This is a genomic window from Vulcanisaeta souniana JCM 11219 (assembly GCF_026000775.1).
Lineage (GTDB): Archaea > Thermoproteota > Thermoprotei > Thermoproteales > Thermocladiaceae > Vulcanisaeta > Vulcanisaeta souniana.
In genome coordinates this window covers 2,268,010-2,284,229 of sequence record NZ_AP026830.1, presented here as the reverse complement: position 1 = coordinate 2,284,229, position 16,220 = coordinate 2,268,010, and the positions used below count along the sequence as shown (strand labels likewise).

20 protein-coding genes are annotated in these 16,220 nt (G+C 45.9%); 11 read left to right on the top strand and 9 right to left on the bottom strand.

Annotation, left to right across the window (positions count from 1 at the left end; genetic code table 11):
- Window position 1 precedes the first annotated feature (1 nt).
- From Vsou_RS12455 to Vsou_RS12440, 4 genes are all read right to left on the bottom strand, one after another.
- Complete coding sequence (locus Vsou_RS12455; protein WP_188603146.1) at window positions 2-1,735, bottom strand: long-chain-fatty-acid--CoA ligase; 1,734 nt, start codon at window positions 1,733-1,735, stop codon at window positions 2-4.
- A 381-nt stretch (window positions 1,736-2,116) separates the two neighbouring features.
- Complete coding sequence (locus Vsou_RS12450) at window positions 2,117-3,538, bottom strand: dihydrolipoyl dehydrogenase family protein (protein WP_188603145.1); 1,422 nt, start codon at window positions 3,536-3,538, stop codon at window positions 2,117-2,119.
- The gene (locus Vsou_RS12445; protein ID WP_188603144.1) at window positions 3,535-4,020 is read right to left on the bottom strand and encodes a C-GCAxxG-C-C family (seleno)protein; all 486 of its coding nucleotides are present in this window, start codon (window positions 4,018-4,020) and stop codon (window positions 3,535-3,537) included. Before Vsou_RS12445 ends, Vsou_RS12450 begins: the two co-directional genes overlap by 4 nt.
- Window positions 4,010-4,861: a DUF169 domain-containing protein gene (locus Vsou_RS12440; protein WP_188603143.1), complete on the bottom strand. Its 852-nt coding sequence runs from the start codon at window positions 4,859-4,861 to the stop codon at window positions 4,010-4,012. Before Vsou_RS12440 ends, Vsou_RS12445 begins: the two co-directional genes overlap by 11 nt.
- Before the next feature lie 113 nt (window positions 4,862-4,974).
- Here Vsou_RS12440 and Vsou_RS12435 point away from each other — a divergent pair, with 113 nt between their 5' ends.
- A complete protein-coding gene (locus Vsou_RS12435; RefSeq protein ID WP_188603142.1) occupies window positions 4,975-5,280 on the top strand; it encodes a 50S ribosomal protein L14e in 306 nt (101 codons plus the stop codon).
- A 100-nt stretch (window positions 5,281-5,380) separates the two neighbouring features.
- Here Vsou_RS12435 and Vsou_RS12430 read toward each other — a convergent pair whose 3' ends face one another.
- Window positions 5,381-6,568 carry a mandelate racemase/muconate lactonizing enzyme family protein gene (locus tag Vsou_RS12430; RefSeq protein ID WP_188603141.1) on the bottom strand — a complete coding sequence of 396 codons (1,188 nt, stop codon included), beginning with the start codon at window positions 6,566-6,568 and terminating at the stop codon, window positions 5,381-5,383.
- A gap of 81 nt (window positions 6,569-6,649) precedes the next feature.
- Between Vsou_RS12430 and deoC the strand changes: the two genes are divergently transcribed.
- The 9 genes from deoC (at window position 6,650) to yjjX (ending at window position 12,356) form a co-directional block, all read left to right on the top strand.
- A complete protein-coding gene (gene deoC / locus Vsou_RS12425) occupies window positions 6,650-7,375 on the top strand; it encodes a deoxyribose-phosphate aldolase (protein WP_188603140.1) in 726 nt (241 codons plus the stop codon).
- Window positions 7,376-7,510: 135 nt separating this feature from the next.
- Window positions 7,511-7,939: a 30S ribosomal protein S11 gene (locus Vsou_RS12420; protein ID WP_188603244.1), complete on the top strand. Its 429-nt coding sequence runs from the start codon at window positions 7,511-7,513 to the stop codon at window positions 7,937-7,939.
- A gap of 69 nt (window positions 7,940-8,008) precedes the next feature.
- Window positions 8,009-8,620 (top strand): GNAT family N-acetyltransferase, encoded by a 612-nt coding sequence (locus Vsou_RS12415; protein WP_188603139.1) that lies wholly within the window; start codon window positions 8,009-8,011, stop codon window positions 8,618-8,620.
- Window positions 8,621-8,678: 58 nt separating this feature from the next.
- Complete coding sequence (gene radA, locus Vsou_RS12410; RefSeq protein ID WP_188603138.1) at window positions 8,679-9,770, top strand: DNA repair and recombination protein RadA; 1,092 nt, start codon at window positions 8,679-8,681, stop codon at window positions 9,768-9,770.
- A 263-nt stretch (window positions 9,771-10,033) separates the two neighbouring features.
- The gene (locus tag Vsou_RS12405) at window positions 10,034-10,198 is read left to right on the top strand and encodes a hypothetical protein (RefSeq protein WP_229709793.1); all 165 of its coding nucleotides are present in this window, start codon (window positions 10,034-10,036) and stop codon (window positions 10,196-10,198) included.
- Window positions 10,188-10,811, top strand: coding sequence for an AAA family ATPase (locus Vsou_RS12400; RefSeq protein ID WP_229709792.1), 624 nt, complete (start codon window positions 10,188-10,190; stop codon window positions 10,809-10,811). The genes Vsou_RS12405 and Vsou_RS12400 overlap by 11 nt, the downstream gene beginning before the upstream one ends.
- A complete protein-coding gene (locus tag Vsou_RS12395) occupies window positions 10,784-10,939 on the top strand; it encodes a hypothetical protein (RefSeq protein WP_229709791.1) in 156 nt (51 codons plus the stop codon). The genes Vsou_RS12400 and Vsou_RS12395 overlap by 28 nt, the downstream gene beginning before the upstream one ends.
- A gap of 109 nt (window positions 10,940-11,048) precedes the next feature.
- The gene (gene ribH, locus Vsou_RS12390; protein ID WP_054843609.1) at window positions 11,049-11,510 is read left to right on the top strand and encodes a 6,7-dimethyl-8-ribityllumazine synthase; all 462 of its coding nucleotides are present in this window, start codon (window positions 11,049-11,051) and stop codon (window positions 11,508-11,510) included.
- A 300-nt stretch (window positions 11,511-11,810) separates the two neighbouring features.
- Complete coding sequence (yjjX, locus tag Vsou_RS12385) at window positions 11,811-12,356, top strand: inosine/xanthosine triphosphatase (protein WP_188603137.1); 546 nt, start codon at window positions 11,811-11,813, stop codon at window positions 12,354-12,356.
- A gap of 64 nt (window positions 12,357-12,420) precedes the next feature.
- On the opposite strand, the gene Vsou_RS12380 is transcribed toward yjjX, so the two are convergent.
- Window positions 12,421-12,960, bottom strand: a complete 540-nt coding sequence (locus Vsou_RS12380) for a DUF998 domain-containing protein (RefSeq protein ID WP_188603243.1) — start codon at window positions 12,958-12,960, stop codon at window positions 12,421-12,423.
- Window positions 12,961-13,118: 158 nt separating this feature from the next.
- On the opposite strand from Vsou_RS12380, the gene Vsou_RS12375 reads away from it, so the two are divergent.
- Complete coding sequence (locus tag Vsou_RS12375; protein WP_188603136.1) at window positions 13,119-14,339, top strand: M24 family metallopeptidase; 1,221 nt, start codon at window positions 13,119-13,121, stop codon at window positions 14,337-14,339.
- Window positions 14,340-14,741: 402 nt separating this feature from the next.
- On the opposite strand, the gene Vsou_RS12370 is transcribed toward Vsou_RS12375, so the two are convergent.
- The 3 genes from Vsou_RS12370 to Vsou_RS12360 form a co-directional block, all read right to left on the bottom strand.
- On the bottom strand, window positions 14,742-15,104 hold the full coding sequence (locus tag Vsou_RS12370) for a glycosyltransferase family protein (protein ID WP_188603135.1): 363 nt from the start codon (window positions 15,102-15,104) through the stop codon (window positions 14,742-14,744).
- A 149-nt stretch (window positions 15,105-15,253) separates the two neighbouring features.
- Complete coding sequence (locus Vsou_RS12365) at window positions 15,254-15,505, bottom strand: hypothetical protein (RefSeq protein WP_188603134.1); 252 nt, start codon at window positions 15,503-15,505, stop codon at window positions 15,254-15,256.
- 338 nt (window positions 15,506-15,843) lie between these two features.
- Entirely contained in the window at window positions 15,844-16,152 is a 309-nt protein-coding gene (locus Vsou_RS12360; protein WP_188603133.1) for a hypothetical protein, read from the bottom strand.
- Window positions 16,153-16,220 lie beyond the last annotated feature (68 nt).

The window sequence follows — 16,220 nt, the reverse complement described above, 5'->3', positions numbered from 1 at the left end:
TTCATGTGAATTCATCCTTAAATCTATCCCTGAGTAGCTTCTTGTCGATCTTACCCGTACTTGTCTTCGGTAACTCAGCCTCAACAATAATGATCTTATCAGGCAACCACCACTTCGGTATTTCACCTCTCCCCACGAATTGCATTAGGTAGTTCCTGATCTCATCCTCTGTAATTCTCTCCCCGGGCTTAGGCACTACGATGGCCACGGGTCTCTCACCCCACTTCTCATGGGGAACACCGATCACAGCCACTTCACCCACGGCAGGATGAGTACTGATTATACTCTCCAACTTAACACTTGATATCCACTCACCGCCGCTCTTGATCACATCCTTAAGCCTATCAACTATGAAAATATAACCGTCTGGGAACCACACCGCAACATCTCCCGTATGGAACCAACCATTGCGCCAGGCATTCCTAGTCTTCTCTGGATCATCTAGGTACTCCTTGGCAATCCACGGGGACCAAACCACCAACTCGCCAATGGTCTTTCCATCCATTGGTACGTCATTGTCCTGCTCATCAACAACACGCAACTGAACAAGGGGTATCGGCAGACCAGTTCTAAGAACCAATTGCTTCTTCTCATCCTCAGACCAGTTCAGATACTCAGGCCTTAAGTAGGCCATTGTAAGCACGGGAGCCGTCTCTGTCATTCCATAACCTGAAGCCACGATAATACCCCTAGCCTTAGCCGCGTTATAAAGACCCTCGGGCATTGCAGAGCCACCATTACCAAACCTCAAACCCCTTAGGTCATACTTCGAGGAATCAGGATGCGTAAGTAGTACGTATAATATTGTTGGTACGCCGCCCGTGTACGTCACTCCCTCATCATGAATTAGCCTTAGTATGTGTCCCCAGTCATACCTGCCAGGCAATACGTATTTCCTGGTACCCGATAGCATAACCACATATGGTGTGCCCCAACCATGTACATGGAATAATGGTATTAACGGCATTGACACATCCTTGACACCGATATTATAGGGTGGATAGCTCAGGGCTATTGTTACTGACGATGCATGAAGGGCAAGCTGCCTATGCGTGAAGTAGACGCCCTTTGGCGGTCCCGTTGTTCCTGAAGTGAATAGCATTGTGGCCGGTGTCCTCTCGTCAATCTCTGGGAATTCCTTCAACGGTTCATGCTTCAGTAATTCCTCGTAAGGGACTGTCTTGATGCCGTAATCCTGACTCGGCCCTTTGCTCCTATCGCTCATGTAAATGACGAGTTTAATGGTCTTAATATTATCAAGTATTGGCTTTATGAATGGTTCAAAGTCGTCAATGTTTATGACTAGGGCATCGGGTTTTGCAATGCTCATGGTATACATGACTTCATGTGGCGCTAATCTGATGTTTACCGTAAATAGTGTAGAGCCTATTGATGGTATTGCGTAGAATAAATCAACATACCTAAGGGTATCCCACTCCATTACGGCTATCTTCGAACCGAACTCCCACGGCTTACCTGACCGTAGACCCAAGTCCATAAGTGCTGCAGCAACCCTACGAACTCTATCAGCAAATTGGGAAAACGTAACAGAGGCCCTGGAACCGCCAGGAGGCCAGTAAACAATCTCATTGTTAGGGAAGGCATATGAGGCCCAGGTAAGTATTTTATCAACGGTCAATGGATAATCCCTAAAGCCACTAATTTCCTTGGTTTCTTTCTGTTCCTGTTGATTCTGTTCTTCTTTATCGCTTCTCCTAGGCCTTAATTTCTTCATAGCATTTTCAACAATAAAATTCTTTTAAATGCTAGTATTAAATAATCTATATAATATATTAGATATAACTATAATAATTTTATTATATTCTAACTGCTCACTATTCCTTCCTTTAATGCCCGTTACACTATTTACCTTGAACTATTAGTATTGGTACCTTGCCCATTGGGCCTCTTGGTACCTATGTAGTTTTATTAGCCTCAGAATTAAGCTTCTTCCAACTAACCCTATGATCACCAATGGCAACAGCAACAGTATGCTTATTCAAATAATAATTCACAACATCTAGGGACATAGGATCTTTAGTATGTATGTCTAATCATTATTTATAGTTTTTTAAATCAATTCTATATTTACCAACAACAAAATATATCTACGTATTCATCTCTTGGGCAAATATACATTACCTCCAGAGACTAGTTCCATGGTATCTATTAAAAGTTCTGAGAAGACTGGATGTGAAAATACAAGTTCTTTTGCCTCATCAAGTGTTAATCCCTTTTTAATGGCTATCGTTGCCATGTTAACGATCTCAGAGGCCCATGGACCAATCATATGAAAACCAACGATTTTTCCACCAGCCCTATCTACCACTATTTTTGTCCAGCCATATGGCTTATTATATGCAATTGCCCTGTAATTTATATAATTAGGCATTTTGGCTATGACGTACCTGGGATCATCCTTACCAACCGAGATACCCACAGATGCTATTTCTGGGTCTGAGAAAACAACCATGGGCACTAATGAGTAATCAACCCTAGAATCAAGGCCTGCGGCGTTCTCCGCAGCCGCAATACCCTGAACCTTAGCCACACTGGCCAACATGTACTTACCAGTTACATCGCCAGCTGCGTAGATACCAGGTATATTAGTCCTCGAGTGATCATCAACCATGACGGCGCCATTCCTAACCTCAACGCCAACACCCTCAAGGTTAAGCCCCTGGGTGTTGGGCTCCCTACCTGTGGCTATTAGGACGGCATCAACCTTCACAGTCTCACCACTGGATAACCTAACCATTTTATTACTTGGATCCACCTCGGTTACTGACGTACCCACCTTAACGTTAACTCCATACATTTCCATCATAATCCTACTGGCGAGGTAATTACCAAGCTCTGGATCTGGGAACGTTGGTAATAATCTATCCATAACCTCAACAATGGTTACCCTAGAACCAAGCTTGCTCAATAACGTGCCAAGCTCAATCCCAATCGCACCGCCACCAATAATCAAAACACTGTCAGGTATGGACCTAAGGTAGAAGAAGTCATCACTGGTTACGGCAAAGCCGCTCCTCAACCCCTGCTCCATGCCTTTTATTGGCGGTATTTTCGGCCTAGAGCCAGTGGCTATTAGGACGTTCCTAGCCTCTATTATTGAATCACCAACCTTAATCGACCTAGGTGATACCAACCTAGCCTCACCAATTAATTGCCTTACGCCATAACTCGGGAGCACCTTGAACGTGTACCAGGATATCACTTGGCTTATTAATCGATCCTTAGCCTCAAACATAGCCTTAACATCCAACTTTGTGCTTGCGATCAAACCCTCATTAATGAGGAACCTACCTAACTCATGATAATGATCAGCAAGGTACAGCAACTTCTTCGTGGGTACACAGCCAACATTAACGCAGGTACCACCTAACCTACTCCTATCCCTCTCTATGAGTAGCACCTTAAGTCCCAGCTGGGCAGCCCGTATTGCCGCATCAGCGCCAGCCGTACCAGAACCAATGGCCACAAAGTCCCACTTAATGCCTTCAGCCTCCCTGCCGGTGATTTCCGTGCTCATTTACCACCACCTAATAACACCCTCAGCGTAATCTCAGTGGATTTCCTAACAATGACTGTGCACTTCTTACGTTGCTCAGGCGATACTAGGTCAAATTTTGGATTTAGGTCTTTACAGTCTGGTGACCCAAACATATTAATGAATTGCTTATACACCTCCACAACCTTACTATGAAGATTACTATGGTACGCAGTGAATGACTCGCCACTCTGCCTACCACTTCTTTCCTCATCTATTTTCCTCTTCATATAAATGCTCACGGCAGCTACGGAAGCCCATAGAGCACCACAAAGATGCCCAGAACCACTTAAACCACCGGCAAAGCCTATTGGTATTGCCAGCAGCTCAGGCGATGCCTTAATGTTTAAGGCCTCGAGCAAGGCCACGAAGGGCGAGTATGCGCAATTCTCTGTCTCAACGAGTAATTGGGTGGCCCTTTCCTTGGCATTCTTTATCAAATTATCAAGTTCCTCATTCTCCATTAGCACCACCTCTCTCCTTCTTTACCTTCTCATCAACCTCCCTAAGGAACTCAGCATAGAAACTCCCAATGACAGGTATGGAACCAAAGTCAACCCTGTAGAATACGCTTGGCATTGGCGGATAGACAATGAAGTTAGTCTTGTTCTGCTCCTTGAGTGCATCGATAATATCGCCTAGCATGGTTGCTGGCGTTACAAAGAGCATTTCGTAATCCTCCACATGCCCAACAATCCTATCACCATAGCCGGGTAGCGCAAGCCTAGGTTTATTAGTGAGAAGAACGTCGGCAACAGCTGTGTCAGAACCAGCCTTACCGCTGGCGCTTAACGTAACCTTCTCACCACTGGTGTATACGTAGGCAGTGACCAACTTAACCATTTGGCCTGGTGTTCCATAAACCATAACTACCTGTGGTTCATAAGCAACATTATCGAGGGGCATAGTTAACAACGCCCTGTACTTGCCCGCAGGGAGCCTTGGTAGGCTACTATCGAGGGCCCTACCGGTCTCCTTAGTCTTTGTATACAAACCATAACTGAGACTACCGTCGAGGAAGTACTCAGGAGGTTCAGCGAAGCCGAAGATTATTATTTCGCCAGGGCACGCCATGTCCTCAAGTGTAGCCACCATTCCCATGCCGTAGTACCTGGCAGCGGCGGTCATTTGACAAAAGGTTAGTTTCCTGCGGAGGTGTTTAACAGGGCGGAGTGCGTTAATGCCTAATTCACTTGGGTCCTTATCTATTAGTGCCACGCCAATGGGCTTAGTCCTCAATCTAAGTATATTCATTAAATCATTTGAGTAGCGCCTATATTTCTCTGAAATTTCTTGGAGACCCATGATTATTAAAAGTTAAATATACTTATAAAGAGTATTAGTACATACTTTATATATTACCAAGAACAAGGTTCGAAACATGAAATGCTTATAAAGCCCTGCACTACCCGTGCTTGATGCCTAGGGTCTTCGATATTGGCAGGGTATGCGTGAAGGTGGCGGGTAGAGAAGCAGGTAGGAAGTGCGTCATTGTGGACATTAAGGATGAAAACTTCGTAATAGTCACCGGGCCAAGGACACTCACGGGTGTCAAGAGGAGGGCGGTCAACGTCAAGCACATCGAACCAACAGAGTATAAGGTGAATGTCAAGAGGGGTGCCAGCGACGAAGAGGTACTCAAGGCAATAGAGGAAGCTAACCTAGTTGACTACATGAAGCAAGCGATCAAGCCAAAGCTGACAATGGTACCAACACAGCAGTAGTAATAATCAGCCCGGTTCGATTTCTTCATCAACTCTATGTTCGAGGCTCACTCATCACTTCAACTAAGCAAGTGATCCCCTGGTGTTTAATAAGTAGTTTTTATTGGAGAAATTCCTTAACTTCACCTTGATCCTTAGCGTGATCGATGGCTACCCTCTCGTTTAGTTCAACTCCGAGACCAGGCCTCTTTGGCGGTATTATGTGGCCGTCCCTAATTATCATACCCTCCCTAACCATGTCGGGCCACCAGGGTAAATCAATAGCGTGCCACTCAATGGCTATGAAGTCCCCTATGGTGGCTGCCACGTGCGCGTTGGCCATTGTCCCTATTGGGCTTGAGATGTTATGTATTGCAACCGGTACATAGTACTCCTCTGCTAGGTAGGCGATCTTCTTCATCTCCAGTAAACCACCGAGCCTCTGAACGTCTGGGTGTATAATATCAGTGGCCCCCTTGCCAATTAACTCCCTGAATTGTGAAAGCCTATACAACTTCTCGCCAGTGGCTATGGGCACAGGCGACTTGAGCCTAACCTCCATCATGGCATCGATGTTCTCAGGCGGTACCGGGTCCTCGAACCAAAAGACATCATACCTAGCCAATTCCCTGGCTATGGCTAAAGCCGTGGGCACACTGAAGGCCCAGTGCCCATCAATCATTATATCAACATCATACTTAACAGCATCCCTGACGCCACCTATGAATGATGTAACGAACTTAACGACCTTCATGCCCACTGTCCTATCGAACTCGGTCTCCATCATGTTCTCCGGCACATCAACATCAAACTTAATGTACCTAAATCCCATGCCCATCGCCTCCCTGGCCCTCCTTACATAATTCTCAACGTTGTAGGCAACCTCAGTACTGGCCAGCTCAACCCACCTCTTACCACCGGTCTCAGTAATACCAGCACCAGCGTGCAGGTCCGCGTAAACAGCGACCCTATCCCTAACCCTACCACCGAGTAGTTCATAGACCGGGAGTCCCGTTAACTTACCCTTCAAGTCCCAGAGGGCTGTCTCCAAGCCGCTTATTGCGTTATTAACAACGCCCCACTCGGAATTCGGTATGTGCTTCCTGACGAGCCTTAGTAAGTACTCGACGTTAACCTCCCTACCCCTAATCAACTCCTCGGCCCTTCTCAGGACCTCCTTAATGCCTGGACCTCTGTGGCACTCGCCATAGCCAACGAGCCCATTACTAAGCTCAACCTTAACAATGGGCCACTCGAAATTCCCCATAACCGTCAAAACCCTAACAGACTTAATGGTTGGTTCGCTCATACCTATTACTACGTATTAATGAAATTTAATAAGTATTTTAGGTGGTAAGGCATTAATGGGTTTAATCCATAATTGACGGGTATGAATATCATAGGTTTAATAGATAATACGTACCTGAGGCCATACGGCACAACCAGGGATATCGAGGCATTAATCGAGGATACGGCCAGGTACGGCGCATACTCAATAACCATAAACCCAGTATTCCTTAGGTACGCCAGGGAGTACATGGCACGTAAGGGCTATACCTTCAAGGTGGTTGCTGTGGTTGACTTCCCATTTGGCGCCGGCACAACGGAGGCCAGGATAGACGCCATTAAGCGCTACTCACGGTACGCCGACGAACTTGATATCGTAGCCCCAATAGGCCTTGTTAAGTCTGGGCTTTGGGGTGAGATTGAGCATGATATAAACACTGTGGTTGAGACCGCCCATAGGGAGGGCAAGATCATTAAGGTAATAGTTGAGGACGCCTACACGACTAGGGAGGAGAAGCTCGAACTCTATAGGATTGTGATGCAGTCTGGGGCGGACTTCGTAAAGACGAGTACTGGGTTTGAGGAGAGGAGTTACGCGGAGAGACTTGGTAATAAGACCGGGGCTCAGTTGGAGAATGTGAGGCTCATGGCTGAGCTATCTAGGAGGTATAATCCGAGGGTTGGGATTAAGGTTGCGGGTGGTGTTAGGACTTACCAGCAGGTTCTTGAGTTGATGAGTGCAGCAGAGAGGGAACCCGACCCCATGAGGTTTAGGGTTGGCACTAGCCACTTGGTGAGTATTGTTGAGAATATGGAGAGTGCTTACTAGGTCGATGGCAAGAAAATTTATAAAATGAGTAGATTTCGGATCAACTGAATGTCGCAGGAAAACACTGAGAAGGCTGGAGAGGAGGTTCAGGGGCAACAGCAGTCACAGTCGGCGCAACAGTCAGCGCCGCAATCAATGCAGTTACCCGAGATAAAGCCAACGCAGATTAGTGGGGCTAAGAAGCTTAGGTGGGGCGTCGCATATGTCTACTCCAGTTATAACAATACTATTATAATAATCACTGATTTAACTGGTGCCGAGACCGTAGCGAGGGTTAGTGGTGGACAAGTGGTTAAGGCTGACAGGGATAAACCAAGTCCGTATGCGGCAATGATGGCTGCGTACAAGGCCGCACAGATAGCCATGAGCAGGGGTATTAATGCAGTGCACATAAAGGTTAAGGCACCTGGTGGCTACGGCCCTAAGACGCCAGGTCCTGGCGCGGCAGCTGCAATTAGGGCTTTGGCTAGGGCTGGTTTGATAATTGGTCGCATTGAGGATGTGACACCAATACCGACAGATACCATTAGGCCACCTGGAGGCAGACGCGGCAGGAGGGTATAATTAGCTATAACTGTCTTGGTCCTGGTTGTTAATAAATTGAATTAACTCGTAATTAACAGGGGTGTCTTTATGGACTGCGACGGATCGATCACGGTACTCATAGGTAGTAAGGAGTTAATGGGTTCCGCCGAGCAGATATTGAGGGATTTCTTTGGCTCAGCCTATAGGTATGCAAGGGCCGTTGTTGATTATGGCGTCGGCTCAGTGGCGTTGGCAATAGTCAATGGCTCAAGCGTGGGCGCCGCTGTTTATTATGGCATCAACGTTGGCTCCGTCAGGCTGTGCATCATTTACTACATAGCCGTTGCTGAAAAATGCAGGGGCTTGGGTATTGGCAAGATCTTGATGAGCACCATCGAGGAGATCTGCGCTGACTCCGATGTATATATTGCAACTACGTGGCTTGGTAATGAACCTGCCGATAAGCTCTACAAATCGTTGGGTTACGTTGGTTACACTTGGGGTGAGCTCAGGAGGCTCATTGGAAGGAGGGCTGTTGATAGGTTACTCAGGGCTACCTGTGGTTATGATGATGACGTGGCCTACGTGAAGCCCGTCGTTAATGATAGTGATGTATTGAGCACACTCAAGCGCATTGCTGAGGGGGATGGTGATATTAATAGGCTTTGGCGCGAGACCTGCATAGGCGTATGGTTAAGGTTAAGAGGCAACACTCACTAGGCCTTCGTAGTTACACTTAGTTTTTTAAGTAATTACCATTTATTCCCCAGTGAGGAGTATGCCAAAGGGGAGGAAGAGAGTGGAGGAGGAACAGCAGGAAGTTGAGGAGGAGAAGGAGGAGGAACCCATTGAGGAAGCAGAGGACACTGGTGAGGAGGAGGGCAGCAAGGAAGGCGCCGGTACTGTCGTCACAGCAACCGTCAGTGGTGGTTATCCAGTCATTGATGTTGAGGAGATTGAGGGCGTTGGAAGAGTCACGGCACAGAAGCTCAGGGAGGCTGGCTATAACACGGCTAGGGACGTTGCCTTTGCAAGCGTTAAGGAGCTATCCGACATACTGGGTAGCGAGGATAGGGCCAAGCAGATTATTGCATCTGCACAGAAGCTCATTGGCTTAACACCATTCATAACTGCCTACGAGCTTTACGAGAAGAGGAGGGGCATCAGGAGGATTAGCACTGGCGTTAGGGCGCTGGATGAGTTGCTTGGTGGCGGCATTGAGACCAAGGCCATTACGGAGCTGGTCGGTGAATTCGGCAGCGGTAAGACCCAACTCTGCCATCAATTGAGCATAATGGTTCAATTGCCTGAGGATAAGGGTGGCCTGAAGGCTAAGGCTTTGTATGTTGATACCGAGAATACCTTTAGGCCCGAGAGGATCATGCAGATAGCCAAGTACAGGGGTTTGGACCCGCAGGAGGCCCTTAGGAACATTCTCTACGCCAGGGCCTACAACAGTGATCACCAAATGATGATTGTTGAGGAGAGTAAGAAGATCATTGAGAAGGAGAACATTGGCCTAATAGTCATTGACTCATTGGTAGCCCACTTCAGGAGTGAGTACCCGGGCAGGGAGAACCTAGCCGAGAGACAGCAGAAGCTCAACCACCACATAGCCCAACTACTCAGGATCGCCGACATATACAACGCAGCCGTAGTCGTCACAAACCAAGTGGTTGCGCAGCCGGACGTCTTCTTCGGAAACCCCCTTAAGCCCGCTGGTGGTAATGTGATCGCCCATGGCGCAACGTACAGGGTTTGGCTGAGGAAGGGTAAGGAGAATGTCAGGATCGCCAAGATATTCGACTCGCCATACCACCCAGAGAGGGAGGTTACCTTTAGGATCACTGAGGAGGGCGTCGTTGATTAAAATCAATTACCATTAAACACTGACCCATCACTACTAGACATAATTGCCGAGATCACGAAGAGAATAATTAGTCACTACGAATTCTGTGAGCGGCGTTGTAGAATTGATAGGACGAACAGCACACCTACTTCTACCACCTAAGCAAGGGAATTACCACTCTGCAGCGTGATTGGACGTACACTCCAAATGATGCCTTAGGCATATGGTAGAGAAACCGAGATTAGGCAATTGAGATTTTCAGCATTAAACAGGGCAATTACTCTGTGATTGGCTTTAGGCGTGTCGGTAAGACATCACTTGTTAAGGCCGCCACAAAGGACATGGTTAGGATATACATTGATGCAAGAAGGTTAGAGGGCATGAGCTACATAACGATTAGGAACTTCCTAAATGAGCTTGCTAAATCCCTGTCAATTATTGCCAATTAGCCGAAGATTGATTGATTTCCTAAGTAGGATTAGGGGTTTATCAATAATGGGTTTCACTATAGAGTTCAGTGAATTGACTAAGGATGTATCAATCCCATCACTATTTGATGCCATTAATGAATGGGTATCACCAGAAGGTAAACACTTGGTTGTGATAATTGATGAGGTACAGGAGTTGAATAAAATGAGGGGTTATAGTTTACTGCCGATATTCGCCTACGTCTATGACAGTCTGAGAAATATTCCCTTCGTATTCGCCGGATCAAAGGTCGGTACGCTTTACAATTATCTAAGTCTCAATGACCCTGACTCACCACTGTACGGTAGATACATTGAAATAATTGAATTAAAGCCATTCACGCATGAGCAGCCACTGGGCTTCTTAAGGCGTGAGTTTAGCAGGGCAGGCATTATTGTTAGCGAGGATCTAATTGGTAAAGCCATGGATGAGTTAGATGGCGTTGTTGGTTGGTTATCATTATTTGGACTTACATACATTAGTAATCCAGGCCCCGAGGCTCTTGATAGGACTATAGGTATTGCCTCGGGTATTGTTGAAGAGGAGTTTTGTAACTTCGCTAGGCTATGGGTTCAAGGAGGTATGTGCCAATAATCAATGCCCTTAAGCAGGGCGCAGCCTGGTCTGAGGTTAAGAGGTATCTTGAGTTGAGGGAAGGTAAGTCTATAAGTGATGGTGAGGTTACGAAACTTCTCAGGAACTCGTGGATAATGAATTCGTGATGAAGGTTAATAATCAGTACTTGATTGCCGACCCAATACTTAGGAGGATTAGTGATAGGGTTAGGTGTTGGGATTAAGCTTTAATTTAGACTCGTCTTAAACATGGTGTATGGCGGATAGGGTTAGGCTTGCGATTGTGGTTGCGGAGTTTAACTACGACGTTACGTACTTAATGCTTCAAAAGGCCCTTGAGCACGCCAGATTCCTCGGTGCTGAGGTCACCTACGTGGCCAAGGTGCCGGGTACATACGACATGCCCATAGCCGTTAAAGAGCTCTTAGCTAAGGATGATGTTGACGCCGTTGCCGCCATAGGTGCTGTGATACAGGGCGAGACTAAGCATGATGAGGTTGTTGCTCAGCAAACCGCTAGGAAGTTGATGGATCTATCCGTGGACTACGGCAAGCCCGTCGGCATGGGAATAATCGGTCCTGGAGCTAATAGGATGCAAGCGCTGGAGAGGGCTGAGGAGTATGCAAGGAGGGCTGTGGAGGCCACCATAAAGCTTGCGAGAAGGGTATCTCAACTAAGGACTGCTAAGTACTCAGGGACTACCCTCTATATTGAGTGAGAATTAATAAGTACCCTATCATAAAGAGCGGAATAGGTTTCTAATTAAATCCTGGATTAATCATGGAATTATTAAGGCGCGTTATGGTGTAGCAAGCGATTTTACTATCGACCTTTAGTAACCGTGTGCTCTAATGGGTATTAGGTTTCATTATCGTCATCCTAATCCTTACCTTACGTAAGAGGTTGCTCATTAAAACGATGGAGGTCAGCATTGGAGTCATTCTTCATTTGCTCGGTAGGCGACTAAACCTCATCACGGATTATAACCCTTATAACCCCTAGATTTGCTTTACTTGCCGTGATACCCGTAGCCCTTGGTTCCAGAAACCCGAATAAGGTAAGGGGCACGGAATTAGCGTTTAGGCTTGCTGGTTTCAGGGTTAATGTAATTTCAGTTGAGCCACCCAATGATTTATCCCCTGAACCCATTGGTCTTAGTGAAATCATTAACGGGGCCGTCAAGAGGGCTAGGTATGCGATCAACATGGTGCAGAGCGCCGACTTCGGTGTTGGCATTGAGGCTGGAATACTTAGGATTGAAGGCTTTAATGAGGGCATTGATGTGACCATCGCTTCAATAATCGATAGTGACGGTGAAATAACCCTGGGCATGAGCCCTGGGTTTATGGTACCTAAAAGGTTCATGAACAAAGTATTACAGGGAATCGAGTTGAATAATGTCGTTAGTGGGTATTATGGCGAACCCAACCTGGGTAGGAGGTATGGATTGGTTGGTGCGCTAACGAGGAGGTTCATAGATAGGGTCGTGCTTAATACAGAGGCCGTATACATGGCATTGATACCCAGGATGCCGTGGAATACGGAATTATTTAGAGGTTCATAATCCTAGGCAGGTAGAATGGAGGCAAACTTTACCTCCGCTAACCCAGCCAAGACTTGGCATGGACTTACCTAATTAAGTGCCTGGCATCTAGGTACGTCATTATGGCTACCCAGGAATCTATCACGGTAATTCCATAGGCCTCCACGGTGGCCGCTGAGGGCCATGGAATGATCAACGCTATTACGGGTGCCATTATACCGAGAAACAATGAAAACAGACCTAACCTCCTATCCCTAGCGATTAACGAACCAATGCCCCATGTGATTATTGCCATATCCATCTGGGCGAAGAACCAAGTTGATACGAATACATGGGGCTGGGTTCCCTCGTGGTAAATACCTATCAGTGCAAGGAATAGGCCTGAGACGAATACTAGGGCTGAGGCAAAGTCCTCAACCTTATTCCTGGATAGCAGGAGTAGGTTTATTGAGTATAGGTCTATGAAGATCGATGCTGTTATTAATCCATAGTTGTAGATCCAGGGGTCAGCGGCATGGGGACCGCCCAGGTCGCTGAAGGCGTTTTTCGTGAAAATGAACCATGGATTAACACTCACGCTTACTGCAATGACGAGCCAGGCAGTCACGGCTGCAATAACACCCATATACCTAAGGAAATCCCTGGTGTCCCACACGGCAGATTCTTAACTACCCCCCTTTTAATTCTTCAAGTGCCAATTAGCCCCCTGCGCTACCCGGCCAATCACCTACCCATTATCACGATGGGGATTACTTATAATGGGTTTTATTGCGTTATTTCTTGATGATTCCCAGGATTACCGAGGGCGAGTTGAGGCACCGTATTAACGCCCTCAGGGAGTACATGGATAGAAATGAGTTGGATGCTGTGTACATTACTAACCTGCCCAACATATTCTACCTAACGAACCTCTATATATTGTCGACTGAGAGACCCTTCATACTCATAGTACCCAGGGACGGCGAGATCACCCTAATATCACCGCTCCTTGAGAAGGACCGCCTTGAATTCATGGAAAGGGTAATGAACAGCCACGTTGTAGGTAGGAGGTACTTCTACTTTGACTTCCCCGGTGATCCACACGTCATCCTACTAATTAGGGATTGGGTAATGGAGCTGGCCCGTGATTACGGGATCAAGAGCATTGGGATGGATAACCCAGCAGGGGCTCCCTCATACTGGGGATACTACGGACCAACTCTCTCGGAATTACTTCAGAAAACTGGGATTGAGGTTAAGCCTTTCAGGGATGTCATTGAGAACATGAGATTAACAAAGAACGAGGAGGAAATCAACCTAATCAGGATCAGTGGTGAGTGGGCTGCGAAGGCCATCGACATTGCCATGAATTACATAAGGCCGGGTAAGTACGACTGGGAGGTAGCCTTCGAGGCGAGCCTGGAGGCGAGTAGGAGGTTGAAGGAGTACTTTGGTGATGATTACATGACCATTAAGTACCCGGAGCCCTTGGACGTTGGATTCAGGGGGCAGGTTGGGGAATACTCGGCATATCCACACATAATCTCGATCCATAGGAGGATCAGTGAGGGTGACGTGCTTGGGATAGGCTCTGGTCCAGACATAGGTGGTTACTCTGCGGAGCTTGAGAGGACGCTATTTGTGAAATACGCCAGGGACTCGCATAGGGATCTTTATGAGAAGATGATGAGGATTAGGGAGGCCGCCCTAATGTTGATTAGGCCCTATGGCGATATCAAGGAGGTTGATAAGGCAGTTAGGGAGAAGGCTAAGGAGTTAGGTGTTTATGAGTACCTTAGGCACCATGTTGGCCATGGACTGGGTATTGAGGGTCACGAGAGGCCATTCATTGACATTGGTTATGAGGGTAAGTTCCTACCTGGCATGGTGTTCTCAGTGGAGCCGGGAATATATGTGCCGGGTCTCGGTGGATTCAGGCACTCAGACACAGTACTGGTTAGGAAGGATGGCATTGAGTTCCTCACAAAATACCCGGTTGAGATTAATGAATTAATAATTAAATAATTGCATTCCCCACTAAAGACCCATTCCTATAAACCATCTAGACCCAAATAATACCTAGGGTGTAATAATGCTTAACCTGGTTGCTCCCTTTAAAGTATACCTTGGGTTTCTGAACTCCTTCTATCCTTAAAAGGGGGCAAGACTTGCCCTTTTTATCACTTGAAATATTCGATAAAGACCTTATGATGCCCCCAGCCATCTAATTATCTCTCCAGCCTTAGATAAGCATAACCTCGATACTTCCTCATCATACATAGTCAAGCACGACGGCATATAATGGACCTAGCCAACTAAGATAGCCAAGGCTCAACGCCCTAATTAAACTACCGTCAAACCTCTCAATCCTAACCTGCCCAATAAGGCCTGCACCTCTACCGTTTATAACGGCAGCCTCATAATTAATTACTTGGAAATCATGGAGGTGAAGGATAATCCTGCGCTCGGGTTAACCCTCCTGACAGGAATTGCCAGAGGTAATACCGCATTAGACGGTATGTAAACAATGTCCGACTCCATAATCACCCTCTTAATGTCCCCAAACCTGAGCATGGACTCAAGCAACACCCTAGACTTACTACTCCTTGAAAGCGAGTTCCAATGTACGTAATTAACACCATTCACAACAGCTGGTTTCCTGGTTCCAGAAATAACCGTTACATCACCAACCTGTGATAACACATCCCTAACGACTAGGTATGTCGCCTGCTCAGCACCACCACCCTCCGGCCAGAAATACCTAGTTATTACCGTGATTTTCTTAGCCATTGTTATTGGAATTAGATAATAAGCACTTAATTAGATTTATGACTTACGTATGCAATGAAGTAGCCTATTTTTAATAACCATGCAATCAAAGTCCTTAGGCATGCTTGATGCCCTATCAATTGATATGTCCAACTTCCTTTGAACGCCACTCAATCATAAACTCCAAAACTGAGTGAGGCGTTGTAATCCCTAGTTATGGCGCTAAGTTCGCAGTCCTCACAATCAAGCTTAACAACAAAATTACTCACCTCACTGTAAACCTTATTGAACTCCCTAGCCATATCGAGTAACCTTAACTTTATGAAAAACAGCGCCGTCTCACCTAAAAATGCACCTACGTCTAGCAATACTTTACCCTTTACATCTAGGTGCGAGTACATCTTATCATAGTCTTCAAACATTAAAGCTGTGAAATCTTAGGAGCATAGAGCATCCCAAAAGGGGTCTTTAACAAGGCATCATTATTAGACGAGGATAATTCATAACCTAAGCGCTTAATATTTCATTAGTACTTTAAAATCCTGCTCCGTAAATATTCTTAGATCCTTATAATAGTATGATATCTTCAAAATCCTCCTAATCAACTCACGGGTTATGAACCTTAAACCTAATGGTTGTATTACCCTTAAATAATCATTAACCCTCATAGTTATTTTCATCAACCAAAAGCATTTTATTTATATCCTTTCATGACTTTAAGATTTTCGGGATTCGTCATAAATAATGCCACATTTAAATTCTAATTAAATTCTAATAATTGAGATCCCCAATGTGAGTATAGGGATATAAGGAGCATTATTAATGCAATACACATGATGATTTCCATATCCGACCTAAAGATGTTCATCATGGCCTTGAAGTCATCCCTCAAACTCCTCACTATGCCATTAACCATGAATGTCGACGTTATAAGAAAGATTATAACAAGGGCAGCGATTACTAAGTATGTAATGGAGTTTATGAAGTAAACCACGTTATTGATTATAGACCCTGAGTATGGGGCTACGGTAGTAATTAATGAATCCACGTATGTATTAAGTACGTTCATTAGTAATTCATACGTTGTTAATATGATATGGGTATTGCAGCATTAATGATCAATAACCTAAATGAATT

What these genes read in the sequence shown, in the direction of transcription:
- Vsou_RS12435 (WP_188603142.1), top strand. Translation starts at nt 4,975, where the DNA reads ATGCCTAGGGTCTTCGATATTGGCAGGGTATGCGTGAAGGTGGCGGGT.
- Vsou_RS12440 (WP_188603143.1), bottom strand. Translation starts at nt 4,861, where the DNA reads ATGGGTCTCCAAGAAATTTCAGAGAAATATAGGCGCTACTCAAATGAT.
- Vsou_RS12380 (WP_188603243.1), bottom strand. Translation starts at nt 12,960, where the DNA reads ATGGGTGTTATTGCAGCCGTGACTGCCTGGCTCGTCATTGCAGTAAGC.
- Vsou_RS12450 (WP_188603145.1), bottom strand. Translation starts at nt 3,538, where the DNA reads ATGAGCACGGAAATCACCGGCAGGGAGGCTGAAGGCATTAAGTGGGAC.
- Vsou_RS12415 (WP_188603139.1), top strand. Translation starts at nt 8,009, where the DNA reads ATGGACTGCGACGGATCGATCACGGTACTCATAGGTAGTAAGGAGTTA.
- deoC (WP_188603140.1), top strand. Translation starts at nt 6,650, where the DNA reads ATGAATATCATAGGTTTAATAGATAATACGTACCTGAGGCCATACGGC.
- Vsou_RS12445 (WP_188603144.1), bottom strand. Translation starts at nt 4,020, where the DNA reads ATGGAGAATGAGGAACTTGATAATTTGATAAAGAATGCCAAGGAAAGG.
- Vsou_RS12375 (WP_188603136.1), top strand. Translation starts at nt 13,119, where the DNA reads ATGATTCCCAGGATTACCGAGGGCGAGTTGAGGCACCGTATTAACGCC.
- Vsou_RS12420 (WP_188603244.1), top strand. Translation starts at nt 7,511, where the DNA reads ATGCAGTTACCCGAGATAAAGCCAACGCAGATTAGTGGGGCTAAGAAG.
- Vsou_RS12360 (WP_188603133.1), bottom strand. Translation starts at nt 16,152, where the DNA reads ATGAACGTACTTAATACATACGTGGATTCATTAATTACTACCGTAGCC.
- Vsou_RS12370 (WP_188603135.1), bottom strand. Translation starts at nt 15,104, where the DNA reads ATGGCTAAGAAAATCACGGTAATAACTAGGTATTTCTGGCCGGAGGGT.
- radA (WP_188603138.1), top strand. Translation starts at nt 8,679, where the DNA reads ATGCCAAAGGGGAGGAAGAGAGTGGAGGAGGAACAGCAGGAAGTTGAG.
- Vsou_RS12455 (WP_188603146.1), bottom strand. Translation starts at nt 1,735, where the DNA reads ATGAAGAAATTAAGGCCTAGGAGAAGCGATAAAGAAGAACAGAATCAA.
- ribH (WP_054843609.1), top strand. Translation starts at nt 11,049, where the DNA reads ATGGCGGATAGGGTTAGGCTTGCGATTGTGGTTGCGGAGTTTAACTAC.
- Vsou_RS12430 (WP_188603141.1), bottom strand. Translation starts at nt 6,568, where the DNA reads ATGAGCGAACCAACCATTAAGTCTGTTAGGGTTTTGACGGTTATGGGG.
- Vsou_RS12365 (WP_188603134.1), bottom strand. Translation starts at nt 15,505, where the DNA reads ATGTTTGAAGACTATGATAAGATGTACTCGCACCTAGATGTAAAGGGT.
- Vsou_RS12395 (WP_229709791.1), top strand. Translation starts at nt 10,784, where the DNA reads ATGGGTTCAAGGAGGTATGTGCCAATAATCAATGCCCTTAAGCAGGGC.